This is a genomic window from Mycobacteriales bacterium (assembly GCA_035995165.1).
Lineage (GTDB): Bacteria > Actinomycetota > Actinomycetes > Mycobacteriales > CADCTP01 > CADCTP01.
This window is the reverse complement of the sequence record DASYKU010000110.1, coordinates 1-25,689: the sequence shown is the minus strand read 5'-3', so window position 1 is coordinate 25,689 and position 25,689 is coordinate 1. Positions and strand designations below refer to the sequence as shown.

Here is a 25,689-nt window from a genome sequence, read left to right as displayed (position 1 = left end):
CAGCGGACGCGACCCCGGTGTTCGACGAGGAGCTCGCCCGGCTCCTGAACGATCGGACTGTCTTTACTGAGCGATCGCATAGCGACATCCAATCCGGATCGGTCGCGCCTGGTCAAGGGACCTCGTCTTGACAGCCGATCAGCCGACCCTGACGATAAGCGAACGTACGTTTGCTCGTCCACCATCGCGACGGAGGCCCATGAACGTCGAGCTCACCGGCGACCGGTCGGTACTGCGGGACATGGCCCGGGAGTTCCTCACCGACCGCTGCCCGCCGGAGCTCGCCCGGGCCTGCGACGAGCGGGAGGAGTTCCCGTCCGAGCTGTTCCGCGAGATGGCGAAGCTCGGGTGGCAGGGCATCCCCTTCGACGCGCGGTACGGCGGCTCCGAGGGCGATCCGCTCGACGAGGCCATCATCGTGGAGCAACTGGGCCGGGCCATGGGCCCGCTCGCCTCGGCGTTCGTGATCAGCGTGCTGACGTGCGGCAAGACCGTCCGCGACCTGGGCACCGAGGAGCAGCGGGAACGCTGGCTGCCGCCGCTGATCAGCGGCGAGTCGATGATGGCGTTCGCGCTCACCGAACCCGACGCGGGCTCCGACGCGGCCGCCATCCGCAGCCGGGCCACCCGCGCCGACGGCGGCTGGCGGCTGAACGGGCAGAAGATCTTCTGCACCGGCGCGTCCCTGTCCGAGCGGCTGCTGGTGATGATGCGGACCTCGGACGGCCCGGCCAAGTCGGCCATCGGCATGTTCGTCGTGGACACCGACACCCCCGGCGTCACGATCAGCACGATCCCCAAGCTGGGCCTGCATCCGTACCCGTCCTGCATGATCTTCTTCGACGACGTGCTGGTCGAGGACTCGCAGCTGCTGGGCGATCCGAGCTCGGGCTGGCTGCACCTGGTGTCCAGCCTGAACCGGGAACGGCTGGCGATCAGCGCCATGTGCACCGGGATGGCCCAGGCCGCTCTCGACGTCGCCGCGGCGTACGTCGGACAGCGCAAGCAGTTCGGGGTGGCCATCGGCGACTTCCAGGCGGTCCGCCAGCACCTGGCCCGGATGACGATCGCCGTGGAGGGCGCCCGGGCCCTGATGCTGCGGGCGGCCACGCTGGAGACCGCCGGGATGCCGTCGACCACGGCCGCCTCGGCCGCCAAGATCAAGTGCACCGATGCGGCGGTCGACGCGGCCCGGCTCGGCATGCAGGTGCTCGGCGGCTACTCGTACACGATGGAGTACCCGATGCAGCGGTTCCTGCGCGACGCCCTGATCCATCCGATCGCCGGCGGGTCCAACGAGATCCAGCGCAACATCGTGGCCCAGGAACTCCTGCTCGCGGCGGGGGCATAGCGGTGTACGCGGGTCTCGACGAAGCGGAGTCCGCCTTCGCCGCGGAATGCCGTGCGTACGCGGCAGCCGATCCCGCGGGCTCGCCCCAGGCCGCCCTCGCCGACTCCGGGGCGGTGCTCGCGGACCTGGCGAGGCACGTGACCGGGCTGGCCGAGGCAGCCCGGGTCGACGGCACCTTCGCCCTCACGCTCCTCGGCAATCTCGCCGTCCGCGCGGTGACCAGCGCGCTGCCGGCCGGGCCGGTCGGCCTGCTGCTCCCCGGCGACGACGAGCCGTTCCTGGCCGCGGCCGGCCTGCGGGCCGAGCGGACGGCGGCCGGCTGGTCGCTGCGCGGCGAGGCGGTCCGGCTGGGCGCCGGGACGCCGGCGGCCGTGCTGGCGGCGGACGGCGACGGCGCGCTGCTGTTCACGCTGTCCCCCGACGCCCCCGACTGGCGGGTGACCCTCGACGGTCTCCCCCGGGCCGAGGGCGACCTGCTCGCGACCCTCGATCCGGCCGCGATGACCCGGGTACGGGACCTGCTGCGGACCGGGGCCGCCGGAATCCTGGTCGGGCTGGCCGACGCGCGTCTTCCGTACCTGGCCGGCACGCTGAGCCGGCTGGCCGGCGGGCGGGGCGACCGCTGGGTCGGGCAGGCGGCCAAGCACCGGCTGGCCGACGTCGCCGCCACCCGCGACGTCGCCTGGCTGGAGGCGGCGCGGGCCATCGAGTCGAGCACCGGGGCCGGCCGCGGGCTGCACAGCGCCGTCGCCGCGCACGAGGGGCTCGTCGCGGTGGACCTCCTGCTGGAGGAGATCGGCCGGGTGGCGGGCTCGCAGGCGGACCGGGCCGAGCTGGCCGCCGCGGCGGCGACGCGGAGCACCACCGAGGTCCTGGAGGCCCTGCTCGGCGGCCGGTCCCGGCTGCGGGACCAGGTGACCGGCTTCCTGCTCGACGCGCGCTAGCCGCGCCCGCCGACCGGGACCCCGAAGTCCGCGGCCATCCTGGCCACCTCTTCTGGCGTCAGGGCGCCGGACGGGTCGTACCAGGACGCGACGTTGGTGCCGATCGAGACGAGGAAGTTCGCCGTGATCGAGATGTTGGTGCCGGCCGGGAAGTAGCCGATCTGCACGCACTCGGCGATCAGCGACTTGTAGAGGCTCTCGACCATGTTCCGCTGCTTGATCACGTGCTTGTAGTGCAGGCGGGTCAGCTCCCGGATCTCCACGCTGCCGACGAAGCTCTGCGCCCGGTGCAGGGCGTGGTAGCGGGCGGTCTCCTCGATCAGCGCCCGCAGCCGCGACACCGGGTCGGCGTCCGCCCGGGCGACCGCCTCGGTGAGCCGCGCGTAGAAGTCGTCGCTGGCCGTCCGGATGATGTTGTAGAGCAGGTCCTCCTTGGACGGGAAGTGCCGGTAGAGGCTGCCGACCTCCAGCCCGACCTCGGCCGCGAGCGAGCGGAGGCTGGTGCCGAGGTAGCCGCGTTCGGCGAACGCCTTGATCGCCGCCTGGTAGATCGCCTCTTGGGTGCGCTTGCCCTGCCGGCGCTGCGCACCCGGGCCGGGCGTGGTTGCTGCTGTCATCGTCGCGATGCCTCTCGTGCTGACCAAGACGGCATCCTGCCACCACTGGTACGGACCGGCTCGCGCACCGCCGACCGGCACCGGACCACCAGGGTGTCAGGCACCCAGCGGTCCGGTCGCCCCGGACGCTCCTGCCGTCACCCACTCGCGGATCTCCGTACGGCGGACCTTGTCGCTGACCGTCCGCGGCAGGGAGCCGGTGAACACCACCCGCGTCGGCTTCTTGTAGCCCGCCAGCCGTTCCCGGCAGTGCGCGAGCACCCGCTCCCGGGTGATCGCGCCGTCGGCGACGATGACCGCGACGACGGTCTGACCCCATCGTTCGTGCGGCACGCCGACCACCGCGCACTCCCGGACACCGGCCAGCTGCAGGATCGTGTCCTCGACCTCGCGCGGATACACGTTCATCCCGCCGGAGGAGATCATGTCCGTCCGGCGCTCGGAGACGTAGACGTACCCGGCCGGATCGATCCGCCCGATGTCGCCGGAGCGGAACCAGCCGCCGGCCAGCACCTTCTCGTTGACCTCCGGACGCTGCCAGTAACCGGCCATCAGGTTCGCCGCGCGGACCACCAGCTCGCCCTCGGCGCGGCCGTCGTGCGGCAGCGGGTTGCCCTCGCCGTCCCAGACGTCGATCTCGGCGTCCACGGTCGGGCGCCCGACCGAGTCGAAGATGTCCACGGCGTCGCCGAGCCCGGCGCTGTCGATCGCCGTCGTCGCGGTGCAGATGCCACCGCTGAACTCGGTCATCCCCCAGCCCTCGACGTAGCGGTGCCCGACGACCTCGATCAGCCGCGCCACCTTCTCCGGCGAGACCTTCGACGCCGAGTGGAAGACCGACGTCAGCGCATCCAGGGCCGCCGGCCGGCGGGACAGCTCGGCCCGCATGTCCTCCATCGCCGGGGACGGCACGTAGATCCAGTTCGCGCGCTGCCGCTCGACCAGGTCGACGGCGGCGGCCGGGTCCCACCGGCCGAGCAGGTGCACCGAGCCGCGGACGTAGAGGTGGCTCATGGCGAAGGCGCAGACCGTACCGACGAACGACATCGACCCCGTGTACGCGCCGACGCTGCCGATCGGCAGCCGGTAGGACTGCGCGTTCATCCGCGCGGTCGCCTTGACCGAGCGGTGGGTGAGCATCGCGCCCTTGGGCACGCCGGTCGTCCCGCTGGTGTAGGCGATGACGAACAGGTCGTCCTCGTCCGGTGCGGGCGGGGCCGAGTCGCGGCCGGCCGCGATCGTGTCCTCGGTCCGGACGGCGCCCAGCACCCGCTCGGACCCGAACGCGCCCACGTAGGCCAGCTCGGCCGGGTCGAACAGCGACTCGACGGCGGGCGCCAGCCGGTCGGAGAACAGCACCGCGCGCGGCGCCGCGTCGCCGACGAGCACCCGGGCCTCGATCGGCGTCAGCCGGGCGTTGATCGGCACCATGACCAGCCCGGCCCGGGCGGCGGCCAGGTAGGTCTCCAGGTACTCGACGGAGTCGTCGGCCCAGACGGCGACGCGGTCCCCGGGCACCAGGCCCGCGGCCAGCAGCCCGTTGGCGAACCGGTTGGCCCGGCCGTCGGCCTCCCCGTACGTGCGGCCGCCCTCGCCGCCCTGCGAGAACAGCACCCGGTCCGGTGTCGCCCGCGCGCCCCGGGCCAGCATGTCCCCGACGAGGTCGGACTGCGTACGAGCTGGTCTCATCCCACCGCCTCCGTCACAGCACCGCCACCGCGTTGCCGGGCGAGCCGACCCCGCCGGCCAGCTTCATCGGCACGCTCACGAACAGGAACTCGCGCCGGCCCAGCCGGCGGCAGGCGGCCAGCAGCCCGTCCAGGGCGAACAGCTCCCCGACGGCGAACCCGAGGCACGGGATCAGCCGCCGGTGCAGATCACCGACCCGGGGATCGCCGGGCGCCACCTCCAGGGCCGGGTTGTCGCAGACCACCGCGGCGACGCCGGCGTCCCAGAGGAAACGGGCCATGTCGTCGCTGCCGGCCAGGCCCGCCCACTGCCGGGTGGCCGCGTCGGCGTCCCGGGCGGCGAGCGCCCTGCGCTGCTCGGCGGTCATCGCCTGGTACCGCGAGGTCCACCCGGTACGGATGCACAGGACGTCGCCGGGACGCAGCGGCCCGCACTGGGTCGCGACCGCGTCGGCGAGCTGCTCGGCGGTGAACGCCCGGGTGCGGAACGGGTCGAGCGAGTCGCCGCCGGTCAGGTCGACCAGCACGCCGCGGGTGACGATGCCGTGGTCGGTCCAGTGCGCGATGCCCAGCCGGGTGGGCTCGCTGTCCGGGGGGCCCTGCCACCCGCCGTAGAAGCCGAACTCCCGGGCCCTGATGTGCCGCAGGCCGTCCCACTGCGTCGAGCCCTGCAGCTGCAGGCCGTCGAGCCGGTCGTCCCAGGTGTTGCGGTCCAGCTCGTAGACGACGTGGCTGACCGGCTGCCGGTTGAACAGCGGCGGGTCCGGGATCGTGATCGGCAGGTCCAGCGAGACCCGCTCGCCGGTCCGGACCAGCGCGGCCGCGGCCCTGGTGGCCTCGGCCGTGACCCGGTTCAGCGTCCCGATCTCGTCGTCGCGTCCGAACACGTCCCAGGCGTGCCGCAGGCCCGAGGAGCCGAGCTCCGGCAGGGCGTCGAACGGCACCTCGACCCCGCGGCGGCCGACCGCGTTGGTGCCCGCCGCGGTCATGCCGCCGTCCCGCGGGCCGATTTCCCCGCTGGTCGCCGGCGGCCCACCGGGCGGAGACCGCCGGGCCGCAGCCGGGACCGGACGAGCGTGCCGATGCTGAGCAGGCCGCTCGGCAGCACGAGCATGACCACGACGAAGATGGCGCCGAGGTAGAGCGTGGCCAGCTGGCTGGACTGTAGCCAGTAGTTGACGGTGAGGGTGTAGAGCACCGCGCCGATCACCGGTCCCCAGAGGTGGCGCATGCCGCCGATCACGCACATGAACACGGCGATGCCGGACAGCTCGAACTGCAGCACGGTCGGGCTGACCGCACCGGTGTACTGGGCGAACAGCGCCCCGCCGGCGGCGCTGAACACCGCCCCGATCGACCCGGCCGTCGCGCGGAGCCGGCGCACGTCGTAACCGAGGGTCTCCAGCCGGCCGGCGTCCTCCCGGCCGGCGAACATCCGCAGCACCAGCACCCGGCGGTAGAGCCACCAGTACAGGGCGACCGCGACCACCAGCACGGCGAACACCAGCCACCAGAACTGGACGTCGGTGATCGTGTCGGCGCCGAAGAAGGGCGCGCGGAGGATCCCGCCGAAGCCGTCCGTGGCCCCGAGCCGGTGCGTGCCCGACACCAGCAGCACCAGGAACTGCCCGAAGACCAGGGTCAGCATCGCGAAGGCGATGTGCGTGTAGCGCGAGAGCAGCCAGAACGAGACGTACCCGAGGACGGCGGCGACCACGAGCGCGAGCAGGACCGTCTTCTGCCCGGACCATTCCTTCTCGCGGGTCAGCGCGACCGTGTACGCCCCGGTGCCGAAGAACGCCGCCTGGCCGAAGGTGACCAGCCCGGACCAGCCGAGGACGACGTTCGTCCCCAACGCCAGCAGCACGTAGCACAGCGCCACGGTGAGGACCGCGAGCAGCTCGGGGCCGGCCGAGTTCGGCACCGCGAACCCGGCCGCCAGCAGCACCGCCGCCACGGCCAGGACCTGCCAGAGCAGGGCGACTCGACCGGAGCCGGCCGGCGGGCGCCGCCACAGGGTCGAGACCCGGGACCGCGACGGGCCCGCGGGCGGTGCTGGTCTCGTCAGAGCCATCTACGCCTCACTGCTGAGCTGCCGGCGGCCGAGGATCCCCTGCGGCCGGAGGACCAGGAACACCGCGAGCAGCAGGACGAAGGAGTACGGCTGGATCGTCGGCAGGTAGCTCGTGGTCAGGCTCTGGACGAGCCCGATCGCGAGCGCGGCCAGCGCCGCGCCCTCGATCGTGCCCAGGCCGCCCATCACGACGACCGCGAACACGGAGATCAGGGTGGACGGGACCAGACCCACGTCGACCGAGACGGTCGGGGCGATCAGCGCGCCGGCCAGCCCGGCCAGCGCGCTGCCGAGCACGAACACCAGCATGCTCACCCGCCGGGCCGAGATGCCCATCACCGCGGCCATCTCCCGGTCCTCGGCCACCGCGAGGGCGTTCGTCCCGAACCGGGTCCGGCGCAGGACGAGGATGAGGCCGACGGCGACCGCGACCGCGATCGCCAGCTGGACGAGCGAGTACAGCGAGATCGACGCCCGGTCGATGTGCACCGGCTTGGACAGGGCCGCCGGCAGCGGCTGCGTCAGCGGGTCCGTGCCCCACACCTTGTTCGTCAGACCCACCAGGAACAGGGACAGGCCGAACGAGGCGAGCAGCGTGATCTCGGGCGGCCGGTCGTAGAGCGGCCGGAACGCCAGCCGCTCCACGACCAGGCCGATGGCGCCGACGATGGCCGCCGACCCGAGCCCGAGCAGGACGAACTTCCCTACCCCGTAGTTGTTTCCCCCGGAGAGCTCGACCGCGAAGTAGGCACCCAGCATGAACAGCGCCGCGTGCGCGAAGTTGAGCACGCGCATCACGCCGTAGATCAGGGTGAGCCCGCTGGCGATCAGGAACAGCGGAGCCGCGGCCGTCACTCCGGAGATCACCGAGACGATGAACTGCAGCATGAGCCCGCCTTCCGCGGTCGAGGTCCGGCGCGCCGCTAGCCGAGCGGCTTGCTGTTGGCCTCGGCGCCGGGGATGACCTCGCTGTCGTAGAGCTTGACGCCCTCCGTCGCCGCCGGATCGCCCCCGATCTCGCCGACGACCTCCGGCATCTGGAAGTGGTGGGTGTTGGCGTCGATGGTGAACGACCCGGTCGGCCCGTCGATCGTCATGCCTTCCAGCGCGGTGTTCAGCGCGGTGACGTCGTCACTGTTGGCCTTCTTCAGGGCCTGGACGATGGCGAGCCCGGTGATGTAGCCGGAGAAGCCCCAGTCGTTCGGGTAGGCGCCGCTGGAGAGCTTGCGGTACTCGGCCACGAACTTCGTGTTCGCCGCGTTGTCGTGGATGTCGTGGTGCACGTAGACGTAGGCGTCCCAGACCTTCGGGGACGCGCCCTTGAAGGCGACCGCCGGCGCGTAGAACTGGTACGCCGTGCCGATGAAGGCGAACCGGTCGAGCAGGCCCGCCTGTCCGGCCTGCTTGAGGAAGGCCAGCGCCCCGGAGCCGTAGTTGGTGAGGATCAGGCCCTGCGTCGCCGCCGTACCGGTCGCCTTGGCCGCCAGGGCGGACACGGTCGCGCCGTAGTCGACCGCGTTCAGCGGCACGAAGTAGTCGTTGCCGCCGACCTTGAGGGTCTCCTGGAAGCTCTTGCGGATCGCGCCCGAGACCTCGCGGCCGGTGACGTAGTCGTAGTTCACCGAGTAGAGCGTCGTGACGTTCGGGAACTTCTCGGTGAGCGTCTTCGACAGGCCGTACGCCTGCATCGCGTCGTTGCCGGCGGAGGAGAAGAACGTCTTGGACAGCCGGTTCGGGCCGATGAGCTTGGCGACGCCACATCCGGGCGAGATGTTGAGGATCTTCAGCTGCTGGGCGACCGGGGCCGAGGCGATGCAGTCCTGGGAGAGCGCCGCCCCCACGACGATCTTCGAGCCGCCGCTCGCGAACTTCCGCATCGCCTGGGTGGACACCGAGCTGTCGGTCGGGCTCTCGTCGACGGTGGTGATCGTGAGCTTCTTGCCGTTGAGCACTCCTCCCCCGGCGTTCGCCTCGTCGAAGGCGGCCTGGAGGCCGAGCTTGTAGCCGGTGCCGACCCCGGCGAGCGCACCGGTCAGCGGGGCGAGCAGGCCGACGGACACGGTGTCGGAGGACGCGCCGCCGCCTCCGGAGGAGCCGCCGCCCCCGCACGCCGACAGGGCGAGCATCGAGGCGAGCACGAAGGCCGCGGCGCCCGCGTGGTTTCTCTTCATGGAGTTTCCCTTCGGGAATGGCGGACGGGCATCGTGGAGCGGCCGAGCGAGCTCAGCCGTCGATCTCCTCCAGCTCGGAGGTACTGGCCAGGGCGAGGATCCGGTCGAGCGCGGCACGGTCGTTCATCAGCTGCTCGAAGGGCCCGCGGTAGGCGACGTGGCCGAGCTTCAGCGCGCAGACGTCGGTGCACAGCGCGGCGGCGGCCCGCAGGTTCTCCTCGACCAGCAGGACGCCGACGCCGAAGGACCGCGGGATCTCCTTGATGACGGCGATGAGCTCCTGCACGACCAGCGGGGCCAGCCCCTCGGTCGGCTCGTCCAGCAGCAGCGCCCGCGGCCGGGTGGCCAGCCCGCGGGCGATCGCGATCATCTGCTGCTGGCCGCCGCTGAGCTCGTCGCCGTGCTTGCCGAGCAGCTCGCCGAGCATCGGGAAGGTGTCGCACAGCTCGCGGACCGGGATCGCGGTCCGGCCGACGGCGGCGTTGCGGGCCATCTCCAGGTTCTGCCGGACGGTCAGGCCGGCGAGAATGCGGCGGTCGTCGGGTACCCAGGCGATCCCGGCCCGGGCCAGCCGTTCGGTGGGCAGCGACGAGACGTCGCGCCCGGCGAGCGAGATCCGGCCGGCCCGGCTGATCCCGGCCGCCATGATCGACCGCAGCAGGGAGGTCTTGCCGGCCCCGTTGCGCCCGACCAGCCCGACGATCTGCCCGGGCGCGACCTCGAGCGACACTCCGAAAAGGACCTGCGCCCGGCCGTACCAGGCCTGCAGGTCCTCGACCGCGAGCAGCGCGCCGCCGGTGCCCTCAGACATCGAGCACGTCCCCGAAGTACGCCGCGCGGACCCGCTCGTCCTGGACGATCTCCTCGGTCGGGCCGTCGGCCAGGACCTCGCCCCGCACCAGCACGACGATCCGCGAGCACAGCCGGGCGATGAGGTCGGCGTCGTGCGAGGACAGGATGACGGTCATGTCCGGGTGCCGTCGGCGCAGGTCGGCGAGCAGGCTCTGGATGACGGCGAGGTCGTCGCTGGCGACCCCCGCGGTCGGCTCGTCCAGCAGCAGCACGTCCGGGTCGCCCAGCAGGGCCATGGCCAGGTCGAGGATCTTGCGCTGGGCCTGCGGCAGGCTCGCGGCCGGCTCCCCCAGGACGCCGTCCAGCCCGTAGTCGGCGGCGACCGCGTCGATGCGGTCCTCGACCCCCGCCGGGAGCGCCGTGCGGGACCGCGCCCAGGCGAACCGCCGGTCGCGGCATTCCGGCAGGGTCAGCACCAGGTGTTCCCGGACGGTCAGGGCCGGGAAGACGCGGGCGGTCTGGAAGGTCCGGGACACCCCCTTGCGGGCCCGCCGCAGCGGCCCGAGCCGGGTGACGTCGACCCCGCGGAGCTGGACCCGGCCCGAGGTGACCCGGTGCGCACCGGAGATGAGGCCGAAGAGGGTCGTCTTACCGGCCCCGTTCGGCCCGACGACGCCGACCGTCTCGCGGGCCCGGAACGACAGGCTGACGTCGTTGACCGCCCGGAACGCGCCGAACGCCTTGACGACGCCGACCAGCACCACCGAGGTGTCCCCGGGTGCGGTGTCGAGCTCTCCGGTGGTCGGCACAGCGGCGCTTCCCGTCTGTCGCTCGAAGTGACATCGCTGATCCGATGTGGCTTGGGAAGAGTTAAGCGAACGAGCGTCCGCTCTGTGCCTGGAGAGGATTGCCGACACCGGTCCGCGTTGTCAAGGACTCATTACCGCGCAGGTCAGCAGGGCCAGACGGAGCACACGCGGGCTCATTGCGAGTAGAGCGAACGTACGTTAGTTTTCATGGTCGGTGCCTGATGATGTGGCGCCGACCACCCAACCCCGGGATCTGTGGCCCATGGCAGACGCGTACTTCATCGACGGCGTCCGTACGGTGTTCGGCAAGGCCGGCGGTGCCCTGGCCGGCGTCCGCGCCGACGACCTCGCCGCCTCGGCGATCGCCGAGCTGCTGGCCCGCAACCCGCAACTGCCGCCGGACAAGGTCGACGACGTCGTGTGGGGCGCGACCAACCAGGCCGGGGACGACTCCCGCAACGTCGGGCGGACCGCCGCCCTGCTGGCCGGGATGCCGGAGGGCACCGCCGGCTACACGGTCAACCGGCTCTGCGGCTCGGGTCTGGAGGCGGCGGCGACCGCCTCCCGGGCCATCCGCTCCGGCGACGTCGACCTCTGCATCGCCGGGGGCTCGGAGTCGATGAGCCGGGCCCCGTTCATCCTGCCGCGCCCCGATCGGGCCTACCCGCGTACGCAGGAGCTGTACGACAGCCGGCTGGGATGGCGGGGCGTCAATCCGCGCTGGGCGCAGCGGTACGGCGCGCTGACCCTCGGCGAGTGCGCGGAGCTGACCGCCGAGCGGTACGGCGTCTCCCGGGCCCGGCAGGACGAGTACGCCGCCCGCAGCCACGAGCTCGCCGCCCGGGCCTGGGACGGCGGCAGCTTCGACGCCGACACGATCCCCGGTCGCGACCCGGACGGCCTGGCGCTGCTGACCCGCGACGAGAGCATCCGGCCGGCCGCGGACCCGGAGTCGCTGGCCCGGCTGCGGCCCGCGTTCCGGCCCGGCGGCACGGTCACCGCCGGCAACTCCTCGCCGATGAACGACGGCGCGGCCGCCATCCTGCTCGCCGGCCCGCAGGCCGTACGACGCCTCGGTCTCACCCCGCTGGGCCGCATCGCCGGTGCCGTCTCGGTCGGGGTGCACCCCGACGCGCTGGACGGCCCGGTCACCGCGACCCGCCGGCTGCTGGCCAAGATCGGCTGGGACCACGCCAGCGTCGGCACCATCGAGCTCACCGAGGCCTTCGCCGCCCAGGCGGTCGCGTGCATCGAGGAGCTGGAGTGGAAGCCGAACCGGGTCAACGCCTGGGGCGGGGCCATCGCGATCGGGCACCCGCTCGGCGCCTCCGGTGCCCGGCTGCTCATGACCCTGGTCTCCCGCATGCGGTGCGAGGGCAGCCGGCGCGGGATCGCGACGATGTGCATCGGGGTCGGCCAGGGCATCGCGGTGGCCGTGGAGCTGGCCGAATGATCGCCGGGGTGGTCGGGGTCGGCTCGATGGGTCTCGGCATCGCCCACGCCTTCGCCGTCCGCGGCATCCCGGTCGTCGCCTGCGAGCCGGACGAGGCGGCGCGCGACCGGGCCGCGGTCCGGTTCGGAGCCGTGGTCCAGGACGGCGTACGCCGCGGCAAACTGTCCGAAGTGGACGCTCAGCGGGCCCGGGACTGCTTCCGGCTGGTGCCGCGGATCGGCGACCTCCCGGCCGGCGCGGACGTCGTCATCGAGTCCGCGCCCGAGCGGCTCGCCCTCAAGCACGAGGTGCTGCGCGAGATCGAGGGTCGCAATCCGATCCTGCTGGGGTCCAACACCAGCTCGCTGTCCATCGAGGAGCTGAGCCGCCCGCTCCGGCACCCGGACCGCGTCCTCGGCTTCCACTTCTTCAACCCGGTGTGGGCCAAGCAGCTCGTCGAGATCGTCGTCGCCCCCGCGACGGGTGATCCGGCGCTGCGGCAGGCCCTCGACATCGTGCGCGCGATCGGCAAGGAGGCGATCACCGTACGGGACTCGCCGGGCTTCGCCACCAGCCGGCTCGGCGTCCTGCTGGGCCTGGAGGCGATCCGGATCCTCGAGTCCGGCATCGCCACGGCCGAGGACATCGACCGGTCGATGACCGGCGGCTACGGGCACCCGATGGGACCGCTGCGGCTGACCGACCTCGTCGGGCTGGACGTCCGCCTGGACATCGCCCGCTACCTCGCGACCGTCTACGGCGACCGGTTCGCCCCGCCGCCGCTGCTGGAGCGGATGGTCGCGGAGGGACGCCTCGGCCAGAAGTCCGGCGCGGGCTTCTTCACCTGGTGACCCCGAGAACGCAGGAGGACGACGCCGTGGCACAGGAGTTCCCGCACATCCGGCTGGAGGCGGACGGTCCGCTCACCTGGCTGATCCTGGACCGCCCGCAGCGGCTGAACGCGATGAACGGGGCTCTGCTCGACGGCCTCGACGCGGCCCTGGACCACCTGGCCACCGACCGGGCGACGCGGGTGATCGCGATCCGCGGGGCCGGCCGGGCCTTCTGCGCGGGCTACGACATCGAGCGGGACGAGGAGGAGATCGCCGGCCTGGCCCACCGATCGGTGGTCGAGGACCGGCGCCGGCTCGAGCGCAACGTCGAGATCTTCATGAAGGCGTGGCGGCACCCGAAGCCGGTCATCGCCGCCGTGCACGGCTACTGCATGGCCGGCGGCACCCAGCTCGCCACCCTCTGCGACCTGACCGTGGTCGGCGAGAACGCCCAGATCGGGGTGCCCAGCATCCCGGTCGGCGGCGGCTACGTCAGCCCGATGTGGGTGCCGCTCGTCGGGCCCAAGCGGGCCAAGCAGCTCTCGTTCCAGGGCGGCCAGCGGATCAGCGGCGCCACCGCCGCCGAGTGGGGCTGGGCCAACTACGCCGTCCCGGACGACGAGGTGTTCGACGACGTCCGGGCGCTCGGCCACCGGATCGCGCTGACCCCGCCGGACGTGCTGTCGATCAAGAAGGCGGCGGTGAACCGGGCCGCCGACATCGCCGGCTGGAGCACGATCATGCCGCTCGGTGCGGAGACCGACGCCTTCCTGCACGGGACGAGGAGCGTCCGGTACCTCAACGAGATGATCCTGCGGGACGGCCTGAAGGAGACGATCCGCGCCTTCGGCGCGGGCGAGCACCAGGCCGGTCTCGACGCCCTGCAGTGAGGAGGCCGACGGCCGTGCAGAGATCGATCGTCTTCGCCACCCCGCACCTGAAACCGCTGCCCGAGCTGGCCCGGCTGGCCGAGGCGTCGGGTTTCGACCGGGCCTGGACCACCGAGTTCCCCGGGCGGGACGCGCTCGTCCGCTGCGGCGTGATCGCCGCGGCCACCACGACGCTGCGGGTCGGGACCGGCATCGCGTACGGCTTCACCCGGCATCCGCTGGCGCTGGCCGCCGCGGCCCTCGACCTGCAGGAGGCCACCGGCGGCCGCTTCGCCCTCGGCCTCGGAGCCGGCACGAAGGGCATGCGCTGGCGGTGGTTCGGCATCCGGGACGAGAAGCCGGTGGCCCGGCTGCGGGAGACCGTGGCGGTCATCCGGGTCCTCGAGGCCTCGACCGGACTGGTGTCGTTCCACGGCGCGTTCTACGACGTGGAGGTCGACGGCGTCGACAGCAAGGCCCGGCTCGCCGGGCTGCCGCCGCTGCCGGTCTACGGCTCCGGCTTCAACGCCGCGATGATGGCCGGCGCCGCGGCCTGGACCGACGGCATCCTGCTGCACCCGCTGGCGGCGAGCGAGCAGGGCCAGCAGCAGGTCCGCGCCGCGCTGGCCGCCGCGGACCCGGCGGACCTGTGGCTGAGCCAATGGGTGATCACCGCGATCTCCGACGACGGCGGCCAGGCCCGCGACACGGCCCGCCGCACGCTCGCGTTCTACCTGTCCACGCCCAGCTACGGGCGCCGCCTCGAAGGCTCGCCGTGGGAGCAGGTCCCCGCCGTGGTGGCGGCCCGGTTCCGGGAGATCGGTCCCGACTGGGAACGGCTCGCCCGGGACGTACCGGAGGAGATGGTCGAGGACTACTGCATCGCCGGGACCGCCGCCGAGGGCCGCGACCAGGTGGGGCGGATCGAGGAGTCGCTGGCCCGCAGCGGCGTCCGGGAGCTGGTCCTCCAGGTCGCCGTGACCGGGCTGGACGAACCCGCGACGACGGTCGCGCTGACGGCCGCGCTGAGAGGACTCGCACCGCGATGACGCCTGTCGTACTCAGTGAGCGGCACGGCCACACGGTCGTGCTCACGATCAACCGGCCCGAGGCGCGCAACGCCGTCGACCTGGCGGTGTCGGTCGCGCTCGGCGACGCGCTGGAGGCGGCCGACCGCGACCCGGAGATCCGGGCGATCGTGCTGACCGGCGCGGGCCGGCTCTCGTTCTGCGCCGGCGCCGATCTGAAGGCCGTCGCCCGCGGTGAGCCGGTCAAGCCGGCCGACGGCCCGCGGGCCGCGTGGGGCTTCGCCGGGTGGGTCTCGCACCCGGTCGCGACCCCGACGATCGCGGCGGTGAACGGCTTCGCGCTCGGCGGCGGGACCGAGCTCGTGCTGGCGAGCGACCTGGCGGTGGCCTCGCAGGAGGCGTCGTTCGGGCTGCCCGAGGTCCGCCGCGGTCTCATCGCCGCCGCGGGCGGGGTCTTCCGGCTGCCCGACCAGGTACCCCGCAAGCTGGCCATGGAGCTCATCCTGACCGGCGAGCCGGTCCCGGCCGCGCGGGCCCTGGAGATGGGGCTGGTCAACCGGGTCGTCCCGGCGGCGGAGGTGCTGCCGGCGGCGCTGGAGCTGGCCGAGCGGATCGGCCGGAACGCGCCGCTCGCCGTCCGGGCGAGCAAGACGATCGCGCTCGGGCTCGACCCCGACGGGGTGCCCGGGGAGGCCGCGGCCTGGGAGCGCTCGCTCCGGCTGGCGGCGGAGATGCTGCGGACCGAGGACACCCGGGAGGGGCTCGCGGCGTTCGCGGAGAAGCGCGCCCCGGTCTGGCGTGCCCGGTGACACCGTCCACAGAGGACGGTCCGGGTGGACCGCTGAGCGGCGTACGGGTGGTCGAGGTGGGCGGCATCGGTCCGGCCCCGTTCGCGACGATGGTGCTGGCCGACCTCGGCGCGGACGTGATCCGGGTGGACCGGCCCGGCACCGGGACGGCGGTCCCCGACCCGCGCCTGGACGTGGTCAACCGGGGCAAGCGCTCGGTGACCGCCGACCTGAAGTCCGGGCCGGGCCGCGACCTGGCGCTGCGCCTGGCCGGCAGCGCCGACGTACTCGTCGAGGGCTTCCGGCCGGGGGTGATGGAGCGTCTCGGCCTCGGACCGGACGACTGTGCCGCCGTGAACCCGCGGCTGGTCTACGGGCGGATGACCGGCTGGGGCCAGGACGGGCCGCTCGCCGCACGCGCCGGGCACGACATCGACTACATCGCGCTCACCGGGGCGCTGTGGGCCATCGGCCGGCCCGACGAGCCGCCGCCCCCGCCGCTCAACCTCGTCGGCGACTACGGCGGCGGCGCGATGTTCCTCGTCGTCGGCGTGCTCGCCGCGCTGCTGGAGCGCACCCGCAGCGGCCGCGGCCAGGTGATCGACGCCGCGATGGTCGACGGCACCGCCGTACTGACGACGCTGTTCGCCGCGCTGCGGGCCACCGGCGAGTGGACGGACCGGCGCGGCGCCAACGTCGTCGACGGCGCCTGCCCCTACTACGGCGTGTACGGCTGCGCGGACGGCGGATTCCTCGCTGTCGGCGCGATCGAGGACCGGTTCTACGTCGAGCTGGTCGAGCGCACCGGCTTCCGGGCCGGCCGGGACGACCGGTTCCGGCAGCCGCCGCCGGCGGAGTGGGCGCAACACCGGGCCGAGTGGGCCGCGCTGTTCCGGACGCGGACCAGGGACGAGTGGGCGGCGCTGGTCGGCGACTCCGACGCCTGCGCCCAGCCGGTCCTGGACTGGGCCGAGGCCCCGCGGCACCCGCACCTGGCCGCCCGGGCGACGTTCACCACGATCGACGGCATCGTCCAGCCGGCCCCGGCACCGCGCTTCAGCCGTACGCCCCCGCGGATCGGCCGGCGGCCGCCGCGGCCGGGCGACGACACGGAGGACGTGCTCGCCGAGCTGGGACCGCCGCCTACGGAACCCGGAACATGGTGATGACGTGGGCGGAGTAGAACGCGGCGAGTTCGTCCGGGCTGCTTCCGTGGTCCGGCCGGAACCACCGCGAGACGTCGATGCCCAGCGATATCACCATGATCGTGGCCAGCGTGATGTCGCCGGTCTTGACCAGCCCGGCACCCTCGGCGAGCAGCAGCGTGTCCTTCACCGTCGCCTCGATCAGCTGCCGCAGCTGGGAGATCTCCGCCATCCGGTCCGGGTCGAGACAGTGCAACTCGTAGTTCGCCACGCGGGCGGCGATGCTCATCTCCGCGTGGTAACGCACGTGGCAGGCGACCAGGTCCCGGAGTCGCTCGATCGGATCGGTCTGGCGGGTCATGGCGATCTGCAGCTGGCGCAGCATGCCCTCGTGGGTGATCCGGACGATGCGGTAGAGGATGTCGCCCTTCGACTCGTAGTGGGAGTAGAGGGCGCCCGGGCTCATGTCGGCCCGTTGCGCGATCGCCCGCGTCGAGGTGCCGTGGTAGCCCTTCTCCGCGAAGAGCTCCAGGGCGGCGCGGAAGATCTTCTCGTCGGACGAATGCCAGGGGCTGTCGAAGAAACCTCCGGAGATCAAGGCCCGCACCTGCTCGGCAGCTCTTGATTCCTTGGGCATTTCGGTATCGCTCCCTCTCACCGATTCATCGCGTAGATCCGGTCGGTAGCCGATCGAGCGCCCGGGCCGGGGCCCGCGGGACACCGTCATAGTACAGTGAGCGAGCGCTTGCTCATCAGGCGTACGGGTGGTCGGTCCGCCCAATCGAAGCGCACGCTGGGAGCCCACCGTGACCGTCATTCCTCCCGGCGCGCTGGACGTGACCGCCCTCGGGCGGTGGATGGCCGGCAATGCCGGCGCCGACGGATCGGCGCCCCCGGACATCGAGCTCGCCCCCGGCGGCCGGTCGAACCTCACCTTCTTCGTCTCCCGGGGCGAGCGGCAGTGGGTGCTGCGCCGGCCGCCGCTGGGGCCCGTCCTGCCCTCGGCCCACGACCTGCGGCGAGAACACCGGGTCCTGCGGGCGTTGCGGGAGACCGACGTCCCGGTGCCGGGGGTGCACGCGTTCTGCGCCGACGACGCCGTCATCGGTCCGGAACTGATCGACCGGGCCATCGCGGTCGACGCCGGCGCCCTGGCCGGCCTGCCCCATCGGGCGTTGCGGGGCTCGGCATGAGCGAGGACCTGCGCGCCCGCATCGGCGCGAACCTGGCCGGCTTCGACCGGCGGCCCAGCGACCGGCCCGAGCTGAAGGCGGCCTCGGTCGCCCTCTGCGTCGTCCGGGCCGACTCCGTCCCCTCCCTGCTGGTCACCCGCCGAGCCGCCGGACTCCGGGCGCACGCCGGGCAGTGGGCGCTGCCCGGCGGCCGCCGCGACGCCGCGGAGACCGCCGAGGGTGCCGCCCTGCGGGAGCTCGCCGAGGAGACCGGTCTCGCGCTCGGCCCCGAGGACGTACTCGGCGTGCTCGACGACTACGTGACCCGGTCCGGCTACGTGATGACGCCGGTCGTCTGCTGGGGCGGTCCCGGCCGGGACGACTACGCCGGCGCGGAGACCGAGGTCCAGCGGATCCACGTCGTACCGCTGGCGGATCTCGACGTGCCCCCGCGCCTGCTCCAGATCCCGGAATCGGACGCGCCGGTGATCCAGCTGCCGTTCCTCGGCCGGTACCTGCACGCGCCGACCGCCGCCATCATCTTCCAGTTCTGCCAGGTCGCCCTGCACGGCCGGCACACCCGCGTCGCCCACCTCGAGCAGCCGGTCTTCGCCTGGAAATGACTGCCCGCCCGGAGGAACCGTCCCGGTGGACCGGCGTCGGGGTCGGTGAGAGCCTGAGGCCGGCGCTCCGGCACCGGCCGGTACGGCAGCCGCCCTCGGGGAGGGGACGCGATGGCCGACGGCGACGAGCCGCGCCCGACACTGACGCGGAAGGTCTACGAGCGCGAGCTGGTCCGCCTGCAGAGCGAACTGGTCGTCATGCAGGAATGGGTCAGAGCCGAGAACGCGCGGCTGGTCGTGATCTTCGAGGGCCGGGATGCGGCGGGCAAGGGTGGCGCGATCAAGCGCGTCACCCAGTTCCTCAACACCCGGGTGGCCCGGATCGCCGCGCTGCCGGCGCCGACCGAGCGGCAGCGCGGCCAGTGGTACTTCCAGCGCTACGTCGAGCAGTTGCCCGCGGCCGGCGAGATCGTCCTGTTCGACCGCAGCTGGTACAACCGGGCCGGCGTGGAATGGGTCATGGGTTTCTGCACCAAGCAGGAGCACCAGCGGTTCCTGCACCAGGCGCCGATCTTCGAACGGCTCCTCATCGAGGACGGCATCCTGCTCCGCAAGTACTGGTTCTCGGTCAGCGACGCCGTGCAGCAGCAACGATTCGCGGCCCGGCTGGACGATCCGATGCGGCGCTGGAAGCTGTCGCCGATGGACCTCGAGTCGATACAGCGCTGGGAGGACTACTCCCGGGCCAAGGACGAGATGTTCGTGCACACCGACCTACCGGAAGCGCCCTGGCACGTGGTCGAGGCCGACGACAAGCGCCGCGCCCGCCTCAACATGATCTCCCACCTGCTGACATCCGTTCCGTACGCGCCGGTCCCGGCATCGCCCCTGGCGCTACCGGACCGGCCGCCCTCGACCGGCTACCGCCGCACGCCCCGCGACATGCAGACCTACGTGCCGGACCACGCCGCCGGACTCCAGACCCGCCCGGGCTGACTGACGGGCTGCACCTCGTCCGGGCCCAGGTCGGCTCATGAGCGAGGTCCTCAGCGCCCACGCCGTCGGCCCCGGCATCCGACCAGGGAGTCACACCGGCGCGAGCACACCGCAGACCCGCGATAGTGACCCTGGTCGGACCACCAGGGAGGACGCATCGATGGTGTTGCTGTCCGTCAACGTCGGCCTGCCGCGGGACGTCGCCTGGCAGGGCCGGACCGTCCACACGGGAGCGTGGAAGTTCCCGGTGCCGGGTCCGGCGATGGTGCGCCGGCTGAACATCGACGGCGACGGACAGGGCGACCTGGCCGGGCACGGCGGCGAGCAGCGGGCCGTGCTCGTCTACCAGGCCGAGTCCTACCGGCACTGGCAGAAGCACCTCGGGCGCGCGGACCTCAGCTACGGCATGTTCGGCGAGAACCTCACCGTCGACGGGCTGCCGGACGACCAGGTCTGCATCGGGGACCGGTACCGCATCGGCGAGGCCGAGTTCGAGGTGACCCAGCCCCGGGTCACCTGCTACCGCGTCGGCCTCCGCCTGGGCGAGCCGGACATGGCCGCACTGCTGGTCAGCCATCACCGGCCCGGCTTCTACCTGCGCGTCATCACCGAGGGCCACGTCCGGGCCGGCGACGAGGTCGTCCGGACCAGGGTCGGCCCGCAGGCCCTCAGCGTCGCCGACATCGACGCGCTGCTCTACCTGCCCGGACACGACCTCGCCACGCTGCGGCGGGCGGCCGGGATCCCGGCGCTGAGCCCGGGCTGGCAACAGTCGTTCCGGGACATGCTCGCCGGCGGCACCGCGCCGGCCTCCGGCCTCGAGCCGACGCCTCGATCCCAGCCCGCCTGGGCCGGCTTCCGGCCGCTGCGCGTGACCGGGGTGGTGCCCGAGACCTCCGACGTCTCCTCGATCCAGCTGGCCGCGCCGGACGGGCAGCCGCTGCCGGCCGCCCTGGCCGGCCAGTACCTCACCCTGCGGATCCCCGGCGTCGGGCCGCCCGCCGCGGTGCGTTCCTACTCGCTGTCGTCCGCACCGGGCGCCGGTACGTACCGGATCAGCGTCAAGCACGAGCCGCACGGCGTGGTCAGCGGTTACCTGAACCGCGACCTGCATCCCGGCGCCGTCCTCGACGCGGCGGCGCCGCGCGGCGAGTTCGTCCTGGGCGAGGGCACCGGCCCCGTCCTGCTCGTCTCCGCCGGCATCGGCGTGACACCGGTCCTGGCCATGCTGCAGGCGCTGGCGCAGGCGCACGCCGACCGCGACGTCTGGTGGATCCACGGGGCCCGCGAACCCCGCGAGCAGGCGCTCGGCGCCGAGGCGCACGCGCTGCTCGCCACCCTGCGGAACGCCCACGAGCACGTGTTCTTCAGCCGGTCCGATCGGGCCGGCGGGTCCGGCCGGCTGTCCGCCGGCACGCTGGCCGGCCTCGGCCTGCCGCCCGGCGCGGACGCGTACGTCTGCGGCCCGGCCGGTTTCATGGCCGACATGCGGGACGCGCTCACCGGCCTCGGCGTCGACCCCGGCCGCATCCACACCGAGCTGTTCGGGACGCTCCCGCCGATCAACCCCGGCGTGATCGGCAGCGCTCTGCGGTCGCCGCACCAACCGGCGGGGCCGGCCGGGACCGGCCCGCTGGTCACCTTCGCCCGCAGCGGCATCGCCACGCCGTACCCGGCCCCCGCGGCCAGCGTGCTGGAACTCGCCGAGGCCTGCGACGTCCCGACCCGGTGGAGTTGCCGGACCGGGGTCTGCCACACCTGCAGCACGACCCTGCTCGCCGGCGCCGTGACGTACTCCCCCACGCCGCTGGATCTCCCGCCGGACGGCCAGGTGCTCATCTGCTGCGCCCGGCCCGACACCGACCTCGTCGTGGACCTGTAGGGGCCCCGGTCCTGCCCTAGTGTGGTGTCTCGTTATTAGCCGGTGATTGATGCGAGTGCGACCGGCCTTCGTGCAGGGGTCTGTGCGGCATGCCAGAACCGGAAGGGCGACCAGCAGGGAACCCGCAGTTATCCGAGGCGCCGCAGCGCTGTCTCGATAGCGACCTCGACCCGGGAAGTCATGCCGGGCACATCGACGGGACGGCGCCCAGCGACCTGACCACGGATCCACTTCGGCCCGCTGTCGTCATAGTGCAGCAGGGCATACAGGTCCCACCACGGATCGAGAGTCGCCCCGGCGATCGACTCATAGAGCGACCGAAGCTGCTCCGCCCACTCGGGCGAATAGAGTGCCGCCAAATATCGCCGACAGTGCCCGACGTCAATCGCGCGTGGCCCCCGATGGATGGAGTTCCAGTCGGTGAGTCCAGTAATCTTCCCGCGCGACCACAGCATGTTGACGGGCAGAAGATCGCCGTGCAGAAAGACGGCAGTGTCCTTTGGCGGCGCCGCCGCCATGACACCGAACGCCGCCTTCCACACCGCCGGCTTCTGCGCGCCGACCGGCACCCGGAACCCGTCTCGAGGAGCGATCCAAGAATCCGTCCAAGGTCTGAACTTCTTCGCGGGCAGATCGAGGGAATGCAGCAATACAGCAATCTCCGCGATCCTCGTCAACCACGACCGCGGTTCCGCCGGATTGAGGTCAACATGCCCCGGCAACCGTGTCATCAGCAACGATGGCGCGCCACCCGTCGAGGCACCAGCAACATCAGCAGCCAGGATGCCCGGAACCGGGAGCCCGCTTCCCGCCACCACACCAAGGTTGGCGATCTCCTTCGCCAAGCTCCCCTGCAGGCCAAGCCCGCCCGGGTACTGCCGTAGCACGACGAACGTTCGCATTCCACGTCGCTCGACAGTCAGCCGATGCACGGCGGAGCAGACGCCACCGGTCAATCGGCGATGGCCAACGATGCGACTGCCCCGGCCCATCGACGCCGCAACCCAGGCGAGAGTCTCCGCGGAGGGCCGACGCTGCCTGAACCCGCCATCCCTCCAGTCGCCGGCGGTCATGAGCGCCAGTCTATTCGTCAGGGGCGTCACCATCTGGAACGGTTCGCGATGGAGCAGGCGGGCGAGGTGGACTACCTGATCACCTGGAGGGACAACGAGTTCGTCGGACGGGTGAGCCTCACACCGTGTCGTCGTGCGGGTACGAATCGACGGTGCTTCGCATTCCCGAAGTCGCCTTCGGCCGCGCGGAAACCTCCGGTATCTAGTGTGGTGTCTCGTTATTAGCCGGGGATTGATGCGAGTGCGACCCCGCCTCGGCTGACTTTCTCGAGGATCTCCTCTGCCGTGGCGGTCCATACGAACGGCTTGGGATCGTTGTTGTTGGCTTGGAGGTATGCCTCGATCGCAGCGATCAGGTCGGGCACCGACTTGAAGACACCGCGGCGGATGGCTTTCTCGGTGAGCTCGCGGAACCAGCGTTCGACCATGTTCAGCCATGAGCTCGACGTCGGGATGAAATGCAGGTGGAACCGGGGATGCTTGTCCAGCCAGGCCACGACGTTGTCGTGGGTGTGGGTGCCGTAGTTGTCGAGGATCATGTGGATCTGGAGTCCCTTGGGGACCTGATGGTCAATGGTGCGCAAGAACTTCAAGAACTCGCCGTTGCGGTGCCTGGGAAGACATTGGCCGATCACCACTCCGGTCAGCACGTTCAGCGCGGCGAACAGGGTCGTTGTCCCGTTGCGCTTGTAGTCGTGGGTAATGGTTCCGGCCCGGCCTTCCTTCAAAGGCAGCGACGGCTGCGTCCGGTCGAGCGCCTGGATCTGGCTCTTCTCGTCCATGCACAGCACCACCGCCTTGTCGGGCGGGTTCAGATAGACGCCGACCACATCGATCAGCTTCTCATCGAAACGGCGGTCATTGGAGGGCTTGAAGGTGCGCACCAGATCCGGCTTGAGCCCACGAGCAGACCACACACGCTGCACCATCGCTGGGCTCACCCCGGCCGCCCAGGAGTCCAAGCCGGAAGGCGAGACGCACTGGAGCTGCCGGTCGATGGCCAAGGGTCAACGCTCCACCGCATGGTGGCGGATCAGCCTCACCGGCGGGCACGGGCCGCGCCTGAGCTGCGGATCGTCGTCATGGTCGCGCGACAAGCGCGCCGGAACGACACCGTCCCGAGACGAGCACGGACGGCGGCAGGTGACTGTGGCGGCGGTACCTGCCGGAAGCCGGCAGCCCGGTAGGGATGGGCAGCCTCGTACCGCTCGTGAGTCGACCGTCGACGACGTACGAGTTCACGCCGTCCAAAGACATGACAAAGCCCGCGTCTGTGCGCTTGACTGTCGGCGGAGCGTCATGGAAAAGCTCGCCGACCTCGAGCGCGCCCGGGAGTTACACCGCCGGCAAGCGTGGGCGGACGCGTGCGACCAGTTCGCTGTCGTCGACGCCGTCTCGCCGCTGACGGTCGACGACCTGGAGCGGTTTGCCGAGTCGGTGCAGATCCTCGGCCGCGGCGACCAGGCAGCACGGCTACTGGAGCGCGCCTACGGGGCGCACGTCGACGCCGGGACGGTGGGTCCGGCGATGCGGTGCGCGTTCTGGCTGCATGAGGCACTGGCGCTGCTCGGCGAGTTCGGGCACGCGGGTGGGTGGATCGCTAGGGCCGGCCGGTTGGCCGAGGTCCGGTCCGGCGGTGACGAGGCCGGGTACCTGCTGATTCCCGAGGCAGAGCACCTGTTCGCCGGGGGTGACGTTGAGTCCGCGTTCGCGACGGCTGCCCGCGCGGCGGATCTCGGGACCCGGTGCGGCGACCTCGACCTCGTCACTCTGGCCACCCATCTGCAGGGCCGCGCCCGGATCAAGCAGGAGCGGCCGGTCGAGGGTCTCGCATTTCTCGACGAGGCCATGGTGGGCGTCACGGCCGGGGACACTTCCGTCCGCGTCACCGGCTGGGTCTACTGCAGCACGATCGTCGCCTGCCACGAACTGCACGAGGTACGCCGGGCGCGGGAGTGGATCAGGGCGCTGAACGCCTGGTGCGACTCGCAACCCCAGTTCACCGGCGCCTACTCGGGTGTCTGTCGGATCCATCGCGCCGAGCTCCTGCGGCTGGGCGGCGCGTGGTCGGACGCGGCCCGGGAGGCCCGGCTCGCCTGCGAGCAGCTGACCCAGGGGTACGGAGCGGGCCTGGCGGGCGCGGCCTTCTACGAGCTGGCGGAGGTACTCCGGCTGCTCGGGGAGACCACCGACGCGGAGGATGCCTACCGCCGGGCCAGCCAGTACGGCTGGGAGACGCAGCCGGGCCTGGCTCTGCTCCGGCTCGCCCAGGGCCGGGCGGACCTGGCGGGAGCAGCGATCCGGCGTTCGCTCGGCGAGCGGACCGATCCGCTGGAGCGGTCGCACCTGCTGCCGGCACAGATCGAGATCATGCTGGCGGCCGGCGACGCCGATGCGGCACGGGCCGGCGCGACCGAGCTGGCCGCCATCGCCCGGCAGCACGACCGGCCCGCCCTCAGCGCCCGGTCGGCGCACGGGCAGGGTGCCGTCGACCTCGGGGACGGCCGCGCCCAGGTCGCGCTGCCCGCTCTCCGCCAGGCGTGTCAGCTCTGGCGCGAGCTGGACGCGCCGTACGAGGAGGCGCGGGTGCGGGTGCTGGTCGGGCGGGCTTGCCGGATGTTGGGGGACGAGGACACGGCCGCGATGGAGCTGGACGCCGCGCGGCAGGCCTTCCGCCGGCTGGGCGCCGCCCCCGACCTCGCCATCATCGAGGCGCTGACCCGCCGGTATCGGGCCGGCGAGGCGTCCGGGCTCAGCCTCCGCGAGATCGAGGTGCTCCGGCTGATCGCCGCCGGCCGGACCAACCACGCCATCGCTGTCGAGCTCGTCCTCAGCGAGAGGACCGTGGCCCGCCACGTCAGCAACATCTTCACCAAGCTCAGCGTGGGGTCCCGGACCGCGGCCGCGCTCTACGCCTTCGAGCACGGCCTGCGGTGAGCCGCTGCGCAGAAATACCCACCGCGTAATCCGGGACTTGGACCGTTCTGCCGAGGCGGCCTGCGCGGTGCCACTCCTAGCGTCGGGAGACCACCGAAGCCAGGAGGTCCACAGTGGACGAACGGATCGAGGTCGCCGTCATCGGCGCCGGGCAGGCCGGTCTCGCCGCCAGCCGCCACCTCACCGAGCAGGGCCGGGACCACGTACTGCTGGAGCGGGCGGGGCAGGTCGGGGAACGGTGGCGGACCGATCGGTGGGACTCGCTCACGCTTGTCTCGCCGAACTGGTCGCTGCGGCTGCCCGGCTTCAGCTACGACGGCGACGACCCGGACGGCTTCCTCAGCCGGGCAGGCGTGGTCGACTATCTGCAGGACTACGCCGCCTCGTTCGGTCCGCCGGTCCGCTTCGGCACCGAGGTCACCTCGGTCACCGCGCAGCCGGCCGGCACCGGCTTCCTGGTCTCCACCGATGCGAGCCGGATCGCCGCGGACACCGTGATCGTGGCGACGGGGCCGTACCACTCAC

At 72.3% G+C, this 25,689-nt stretch carries 24 protein-coding genes and 1 pseudogene; 14 read left to right on the top strand and 11 right to left on the bottom strand.

Annotated features, from left to right (window positions below; genetic code table 11):
• The first annotated feature begins 199 nt into the window (after window positions 1-199).
• Together VGP36_18565 and VGP36_18560 are read left to right on the top strand one after the other, a co-directional pair.
• Window positions 200-1,351, top strand: coding sequence for an acyl-CoA dehydrogenase family protein (locus tag VGP36_18565; GenBank protein ID HEV7656722.1), 1,152 nt, complete (start codon window positions 200-202; stop codon window positions 1,349-1,351).
• A gap of 2 nt (window positions 1,352-1,353) precedes the next feature.
• Entirely contained in the window at window positions 1,354-2,295 is a 942-nt protein-coding gene (locus VGP36_18560; protein ID HEV7656721.1) for a hypothetical protein, read from the top strand.
• Here the strand turns inward: VGP36_18560 and VGP36_18555 are convergent.
• The 8 genes from VGP36_18555 to VGP36_18520 form a co-directional block, all read right to left on the bottom strand.
• On the bottom strand, window positions 2,292-2,939 hold the full coding sequence (locus VGP36_18555; protein HEV7656720.1) for a TetR/AcrR family transcriptional regulator: 648 nt from the start codon (window positions 2,937-2,939) through the stop codon (window positions 2,292-2,294). The two genes, VGP36_18560 and VGP36_18555, sit on opposite strands and share 4 nt — an antisense overlap.
• Before the next feature lie 69 nt (window positions 2,940-3,008).
• Complete coding sequence (locus VGP36_18550; protein HEV7656719.1) at window positions 3,009-4,601, bottom strand: class I adenylate-forming enzyme family protein; 1,593 nt, start codon at window positions 4,599-4,601, stop codon at window positions 3,009-3,011.
• A gap of 13 nt (window positions 4,602-4,614) precedes the next feature.
• Window positions 4,615-5,589: a cyclase family protein gene (locus tag VGP36_18545; protein ID HEV7656718.1), complete on the bottom strand. Its 975-nt coding sequence runs from the start codon at window positions 5,587-5,589 to the stop codon at window positions 4,615-4,617.
• Window positions 5,586-6,674: a branched-chain amino acid ABC transporter permease gene (locus VGP36_18540; GenBank protein HEV7656717.1), complete on the bottom strand. Its 1,089-nt coding sequence runs from the start codon at window positions 6,672-6,674 to the stop codon at window positions 5,586-5,588. The genes VGP36_18545 and VGP36_18540 overlap by 4 nt, the downstream gene beginning before the upstream one ends.
• Window positions 6,675-7,562, bottom strand: coding sequence for a branched-chain amino acid ABC transporter permease (locus VGP36_18535; protein ID HEV7656716.1), 888 nt, complete (start codon window positions 7,560-7,562; stop codon window positions 6,675-6,677). It lies immediately after the preceding gene.
• Between the two features lie 35 nt (window positions 7,563-7,597).
• Window positions 7,598-8,845 (bottom strand): ABC transporter substrate-binding protein, encoded by a 1,248-nt coding sequence (locus VGP36_18530; protein ID HEV7656715.1) that lies wholly within the window; start codon window positions 8,843-8,845, stop codon window positions 7,598-7,600.
• Between the two features lie 52 nt (window positions 8,846-8,897).
• The gene (locus tag VGP36_18525; protein ID HEV7656714.1) at window positions 8,898-9,656 is read right to left on the bottom strand and encodes an ABC transporter ATP-binding protein; all 759 of its coding nucleotides are present in this window, start codon (window positions 9,654-9,656) and stop codon (window positions 8,898-8,900) included.
• Window positions 9,649-10,446 carry an ATP-binding cassette domain-containing protein gene (locus VGP36_18520; GenBank protein ID HEV7656713.1) on the bottom strand — a complete coding sequence of 266 codons (798 nt, stop codon included), beginning with the start codon at window positions 10,444-10,446 and terminating at the stop codon, window positions 9,649-9,651. The genes VGP36_18525 and VGP36_18520 overlap by 8 nt, the downstream gene beginning before the upstream one ends.
• Before the next feature lie 262 nt (window positions 10,447-10,708).
• Here VGP36_18520 and VGP36_18515 point away from each other — a divergent pair, with 262 nt between their 5' ends.
• The 6 genes from VGP36_18515 to VGP36_18490 are packed head-to-tail and all read left to right on the top strand — an operon-like array spanning window position 10,709 to window position 16,562.
• On the top strand, window positions 10,709-11,899 hold the full coding sequence (locus VGP36_18515) for a thiolase family protein (GenBank protein ID HEV7656712.1): 1,191 nt from the start codon (window positions 10,709-10,711) through the stop codon (window positions 11,897-11,899).
• Complete coding sequence (locus VGP36_18510) at window positions 11,896-12,729, top strand: 3-hydroxyacyl-CoA dehydrogenase family protein (GenBank protein HEV7656711.1); 834 nt, start codon at window positions 11,896-11,898, stop codon at window positions 12,727-12,729. The genes VGP36_18515 and VGP36_18510 overlap by 4 nt, the downstream gene beginning before the upstream one ends.
• A gap of 26 nt (window positions 12,730-12,755) precedes the next feature.
• Window positions 12,756-13,601 carry an enoyl-CoA hydratase-related protein gene (locus VGP36_18505; protein HEV7656710.1) on the top strand — a complete coding sequence of 282 codons (846 nt, stop codon included), beginning with the start codon at window positions 12,756-12,758 and terminating at the stop codon, window positions 13,599-13,601.
• Window positions 13,602-13,615: 14 nt separating this feature from the next.
• Complete coding sequence (locus tag VGP36_18500; GenBank protein HEV7656709.1) at window positions 13,616-14,629, top strand: LLM class flavin-dependent oxidoreductase; 1,014 nt, start codon at window positions 13,616-13,618, stop codon at window positions 14,627-14,629.
• Window positions 14,626-15,417 (top strand): crotonase/enoyl-CoA hydratase family protein, encoded by a 792-nt coding sequence (locus tag VGP36_18495; protein HEV7656708.1) that lies wholly within the window; start codon window positions 14,626-14,628, stop codon window positions 15,415-15,417. Before VGP36_18500 ends, VGP36_18495 begins: the two co-directional genes overlap by 4 nt.
• The gene (locus VGP36_18490) at window positions 15,414-16,562 is read left to right on the top strand and encodes a CaiB/BaiF CoA-transferase family protein (protein ID HEV7656707.1); all 1,149 of its coding nucleotides are present in this window, start codon (window positions 15,414-15,416) and stop codon (window positions 16,560-16,562) included. The genes VGP36_18495 and VGP36_18490 overlap by 4 nt, the downstream gene beginning before the upstream one ends.
• Here the strand turns inward: VGP36_18490 and VGP36_18485 are convergent.
• Entirely contained in the window at window positions 16,540-17,139 is a 600-nt protein-coding gene (locus VGP36_18485) for a TetR/AcrR family transcriptional regulator (protein HEV7656706.1), read from the bottom strand. The two genes, VGP36_18490 and VGP36_18485, sit on opposite strands and share 23 nt — an antisense overlap.
• Before the next feature lie 208 nt (window positions 17,140-17,347).
• Here VGP36_18485 and VGP36_18480 point away from each other — a divergent pair, with 208 nt between their 5' ends.
• The 4 genes from VGP36_18480 to VGP36_18465 all read left to right on the top strand — a co-directional run bounded on the left by VGP36_18480 (window position 17,348) and on the right by VGP36_18465 (window position 21,154).
• Window positions 17,348-17,734: a phosphotransferase gene (locus VGP36_18480; protein ID HEV7656705.1), complete on the top strand. Its 387-nt coding sequence runs from the start codon at window positions 17,348-17,350 to the stop codon at window positions 17,732-17,734.
• A complete protein-coding gene (locus tag VGP36_18475) occupies window positions 17,731-18,336 on the top strand; it encodes a CoA pyrophosphatase (protein ID HEV7656704.1) in 606 nt (201 codons plus the stop codon). The genes VGP36_18480 and VGP36_18475 overlap by 4 nt, the downstream gene beginning before the upstream one ends.
• Before the next feature lie 111 nt (window positions 18,337-18,447).
• Window positions 18,448-19,272, top strand: a complete 825-nt coding sequence (gene ppk2 / locus VGP36_18470; protein ID HEV7656703.1) for a polyphosphate kinase 2 — start codon at window positions 18,448-18,450, stop codon at window positions 19,270-19,272.
• Between the two features lie 160 nt (window positions 19,273-19,432).
• Window positions 19,433-21,154, top strand: coding sequence for an MOSC and FAD-binding oxidoreductase domain-containing protein (locus tag VGP36_18465; GenBank protein HEV7656702.1), 1,722 nt, complete (start codon window positions 19,433-19,435; stop codon window positions 21,152-21,154).
• Between the two features lie 128 nt (window positions 21,155-21,282).
• On the opposite strand, the gene VGP36_18460 is transcribed toward VGP36_18465, so the two are convergent.
• Together VGP36_18460 and VGP36_18455 are read right to left on the bottom strand one after the other, a co-directional pair.
• Complete coding sequence (locus VGP36_18460; GenBank protein ID HEV7656701.1) at window positions 21,283-22,227, bottom strand: aminoglycoside phosphotransferase family protein; 945 nt, start codon at window positions 22,225-22,227, stop codon at window positions 21,283-21,285.
• A 221-nt stretch (window positions 22,228-22,448) separates the two neighbouring features.
• A pseudogene (locus tag VGP36_18455) lies at window positions 22,449-23,171 on the bottom strand (IS630 family transposase).
• A gap of 355 nt (window positions 23,172-23,526) precedes the next feature.
• On the opposite strand from VGP36_18455, the gene VGP36_18450 reads away from it, so the two are divergent.
• The gene (locus VGP36_18450) at window positions 23,527-25,164 is read left to right on the top strand and encodes a LuxR C-terminal-related transcriptional regulator (protein ID HEV7656700.1); all 1,638 of its coding nucleotides are present in this window, start codon (window positions 23,527-23,529) and stop codon (window positions 25,162-25,164) included.
• A 113-nt stretch (window positions 25,165-25,277) separates the two neighbouring features.
• The coding region (locus tag VGP36_18445; GenBank protein HEV7656699.1) for an NAD(P)-binding domain-containing protein at window positions 25,278-25,689 on the top strand (412 nt) is incomplete at its 3' end.

What these genes read in the sequence shown, in the direction of transcription:
- VGP36_18565 (HEV7656722.1), top strand. Translation starts at nt 200, where the DNA reads ATGAACGTCGAGCTCACCGGCGACCGGTCGGTACTGCGGGACATGGCC.
- VGP36_18540 (HEV7656717.1), bottom strand. Translation starts at nt 6,674, where the DNA reads ATGGCTCTGACGAGACCAGCACCGCCCGCGGGCCCGTCGCGGTCCCGG.
- VGP36_18460 (HEV7656701.1), bottom strand. Translation starts at nt 22,227, where the DNA reads ATGACCGCCGGCGACTGGAGGGATGGCGGGTTCAGGCAGCGTCGGCCC.
- VGP36_18545 (HEV7656718.1), bottom strand. Translation starts at nt 5,589, where the DNA reads ATGACCGCGGCGGGCACCAACGCGGTCGGCCGCCGCGGGGTCGAGGTG.
- VGP36_18510 (HEV7656711.1), top strand. Translation starts at nt 11,896, where the DNA reads ATGATCGCCGGGGTGGTCGGGGTCGGCTCGATGGGTCTCGGCATCGCC.
- VGP36_18550 (HEV7656719.1), bottom strand. Translation starts at nt 4,601, where the DNA reads ATGAGACCAGCTCGTACGCAGTCCGACCTCGTCGGGGACATGCTGGCC.
- VGP36_18475 (HEV7656704.1), top strand. Translation starts at nt 17,731, where the DNA reads ATGAGCGAGGACCTGCGCGCCCGCATCGGCGCGAACCTGGCCGGCTTC.
- VGP36_18515 (HEV7656712.1), top strand. Translation starts at nt 10,709, where the DNA reads ATGGCAGACGCGTACTTCATCGACGGCGTCCGTACGGTGTTCGGCAAG.
- VGP36_18535 (HEV7656716.1), bottom strand. Translation starts at nt 7,562, where the DNA reads ATGCTGCAGTTCATCGTCTCGGTGATCTCCGGAGTGACGGCCGCGGCT.
- VGP36_18465 (HEV7656702.1), top strand. Translation starts at nt 19,433, where the DNA reads ATGGTGTTGCTGTCCGTCAACGTCGGCCTGCCGCGGGACGTCGCCTGG.
- VGP36_18525 (HEV7656714.1), bottom strand. Translation starts at nt 9,656, where the DNA reads ATGTCTGAGGGCACCGGCGGCGCGCTGCTCGCGGTCGAGGACCTGCAG.
- VGP36_18450 (HEV7656700.1), top strand. Translation starts at nt 23,527, where the DNA reads ATGGAAAAGCTCGCCGACCTCGAGCGCGCCCGGGAGTTACACCGCCGG.
- ppk2 (HEV7656703.1), top strand. Translation starts at nt 18,448, where the DNA reads ATGGCCGACGGCGACGAGCCGCGCCCGACACTGACGCGGAAGGTCTAC.
- VGP36_18495 (HEV7656708.1), top strand. Translation starts at nt 14,626, where the DNA reads ATGACGCCTGTCGTACTCAGTGAGCGGCACGGCCACACGGTCGTGCTC.
- VGP36_18530 (HEV7656715.1), bottom strand. Translation starts at nt 8,845, where the DNA reads ATGAAGAGAAACCACGCGGGCGCCGCGGCCTTCGTGCTCGCCTCGATG.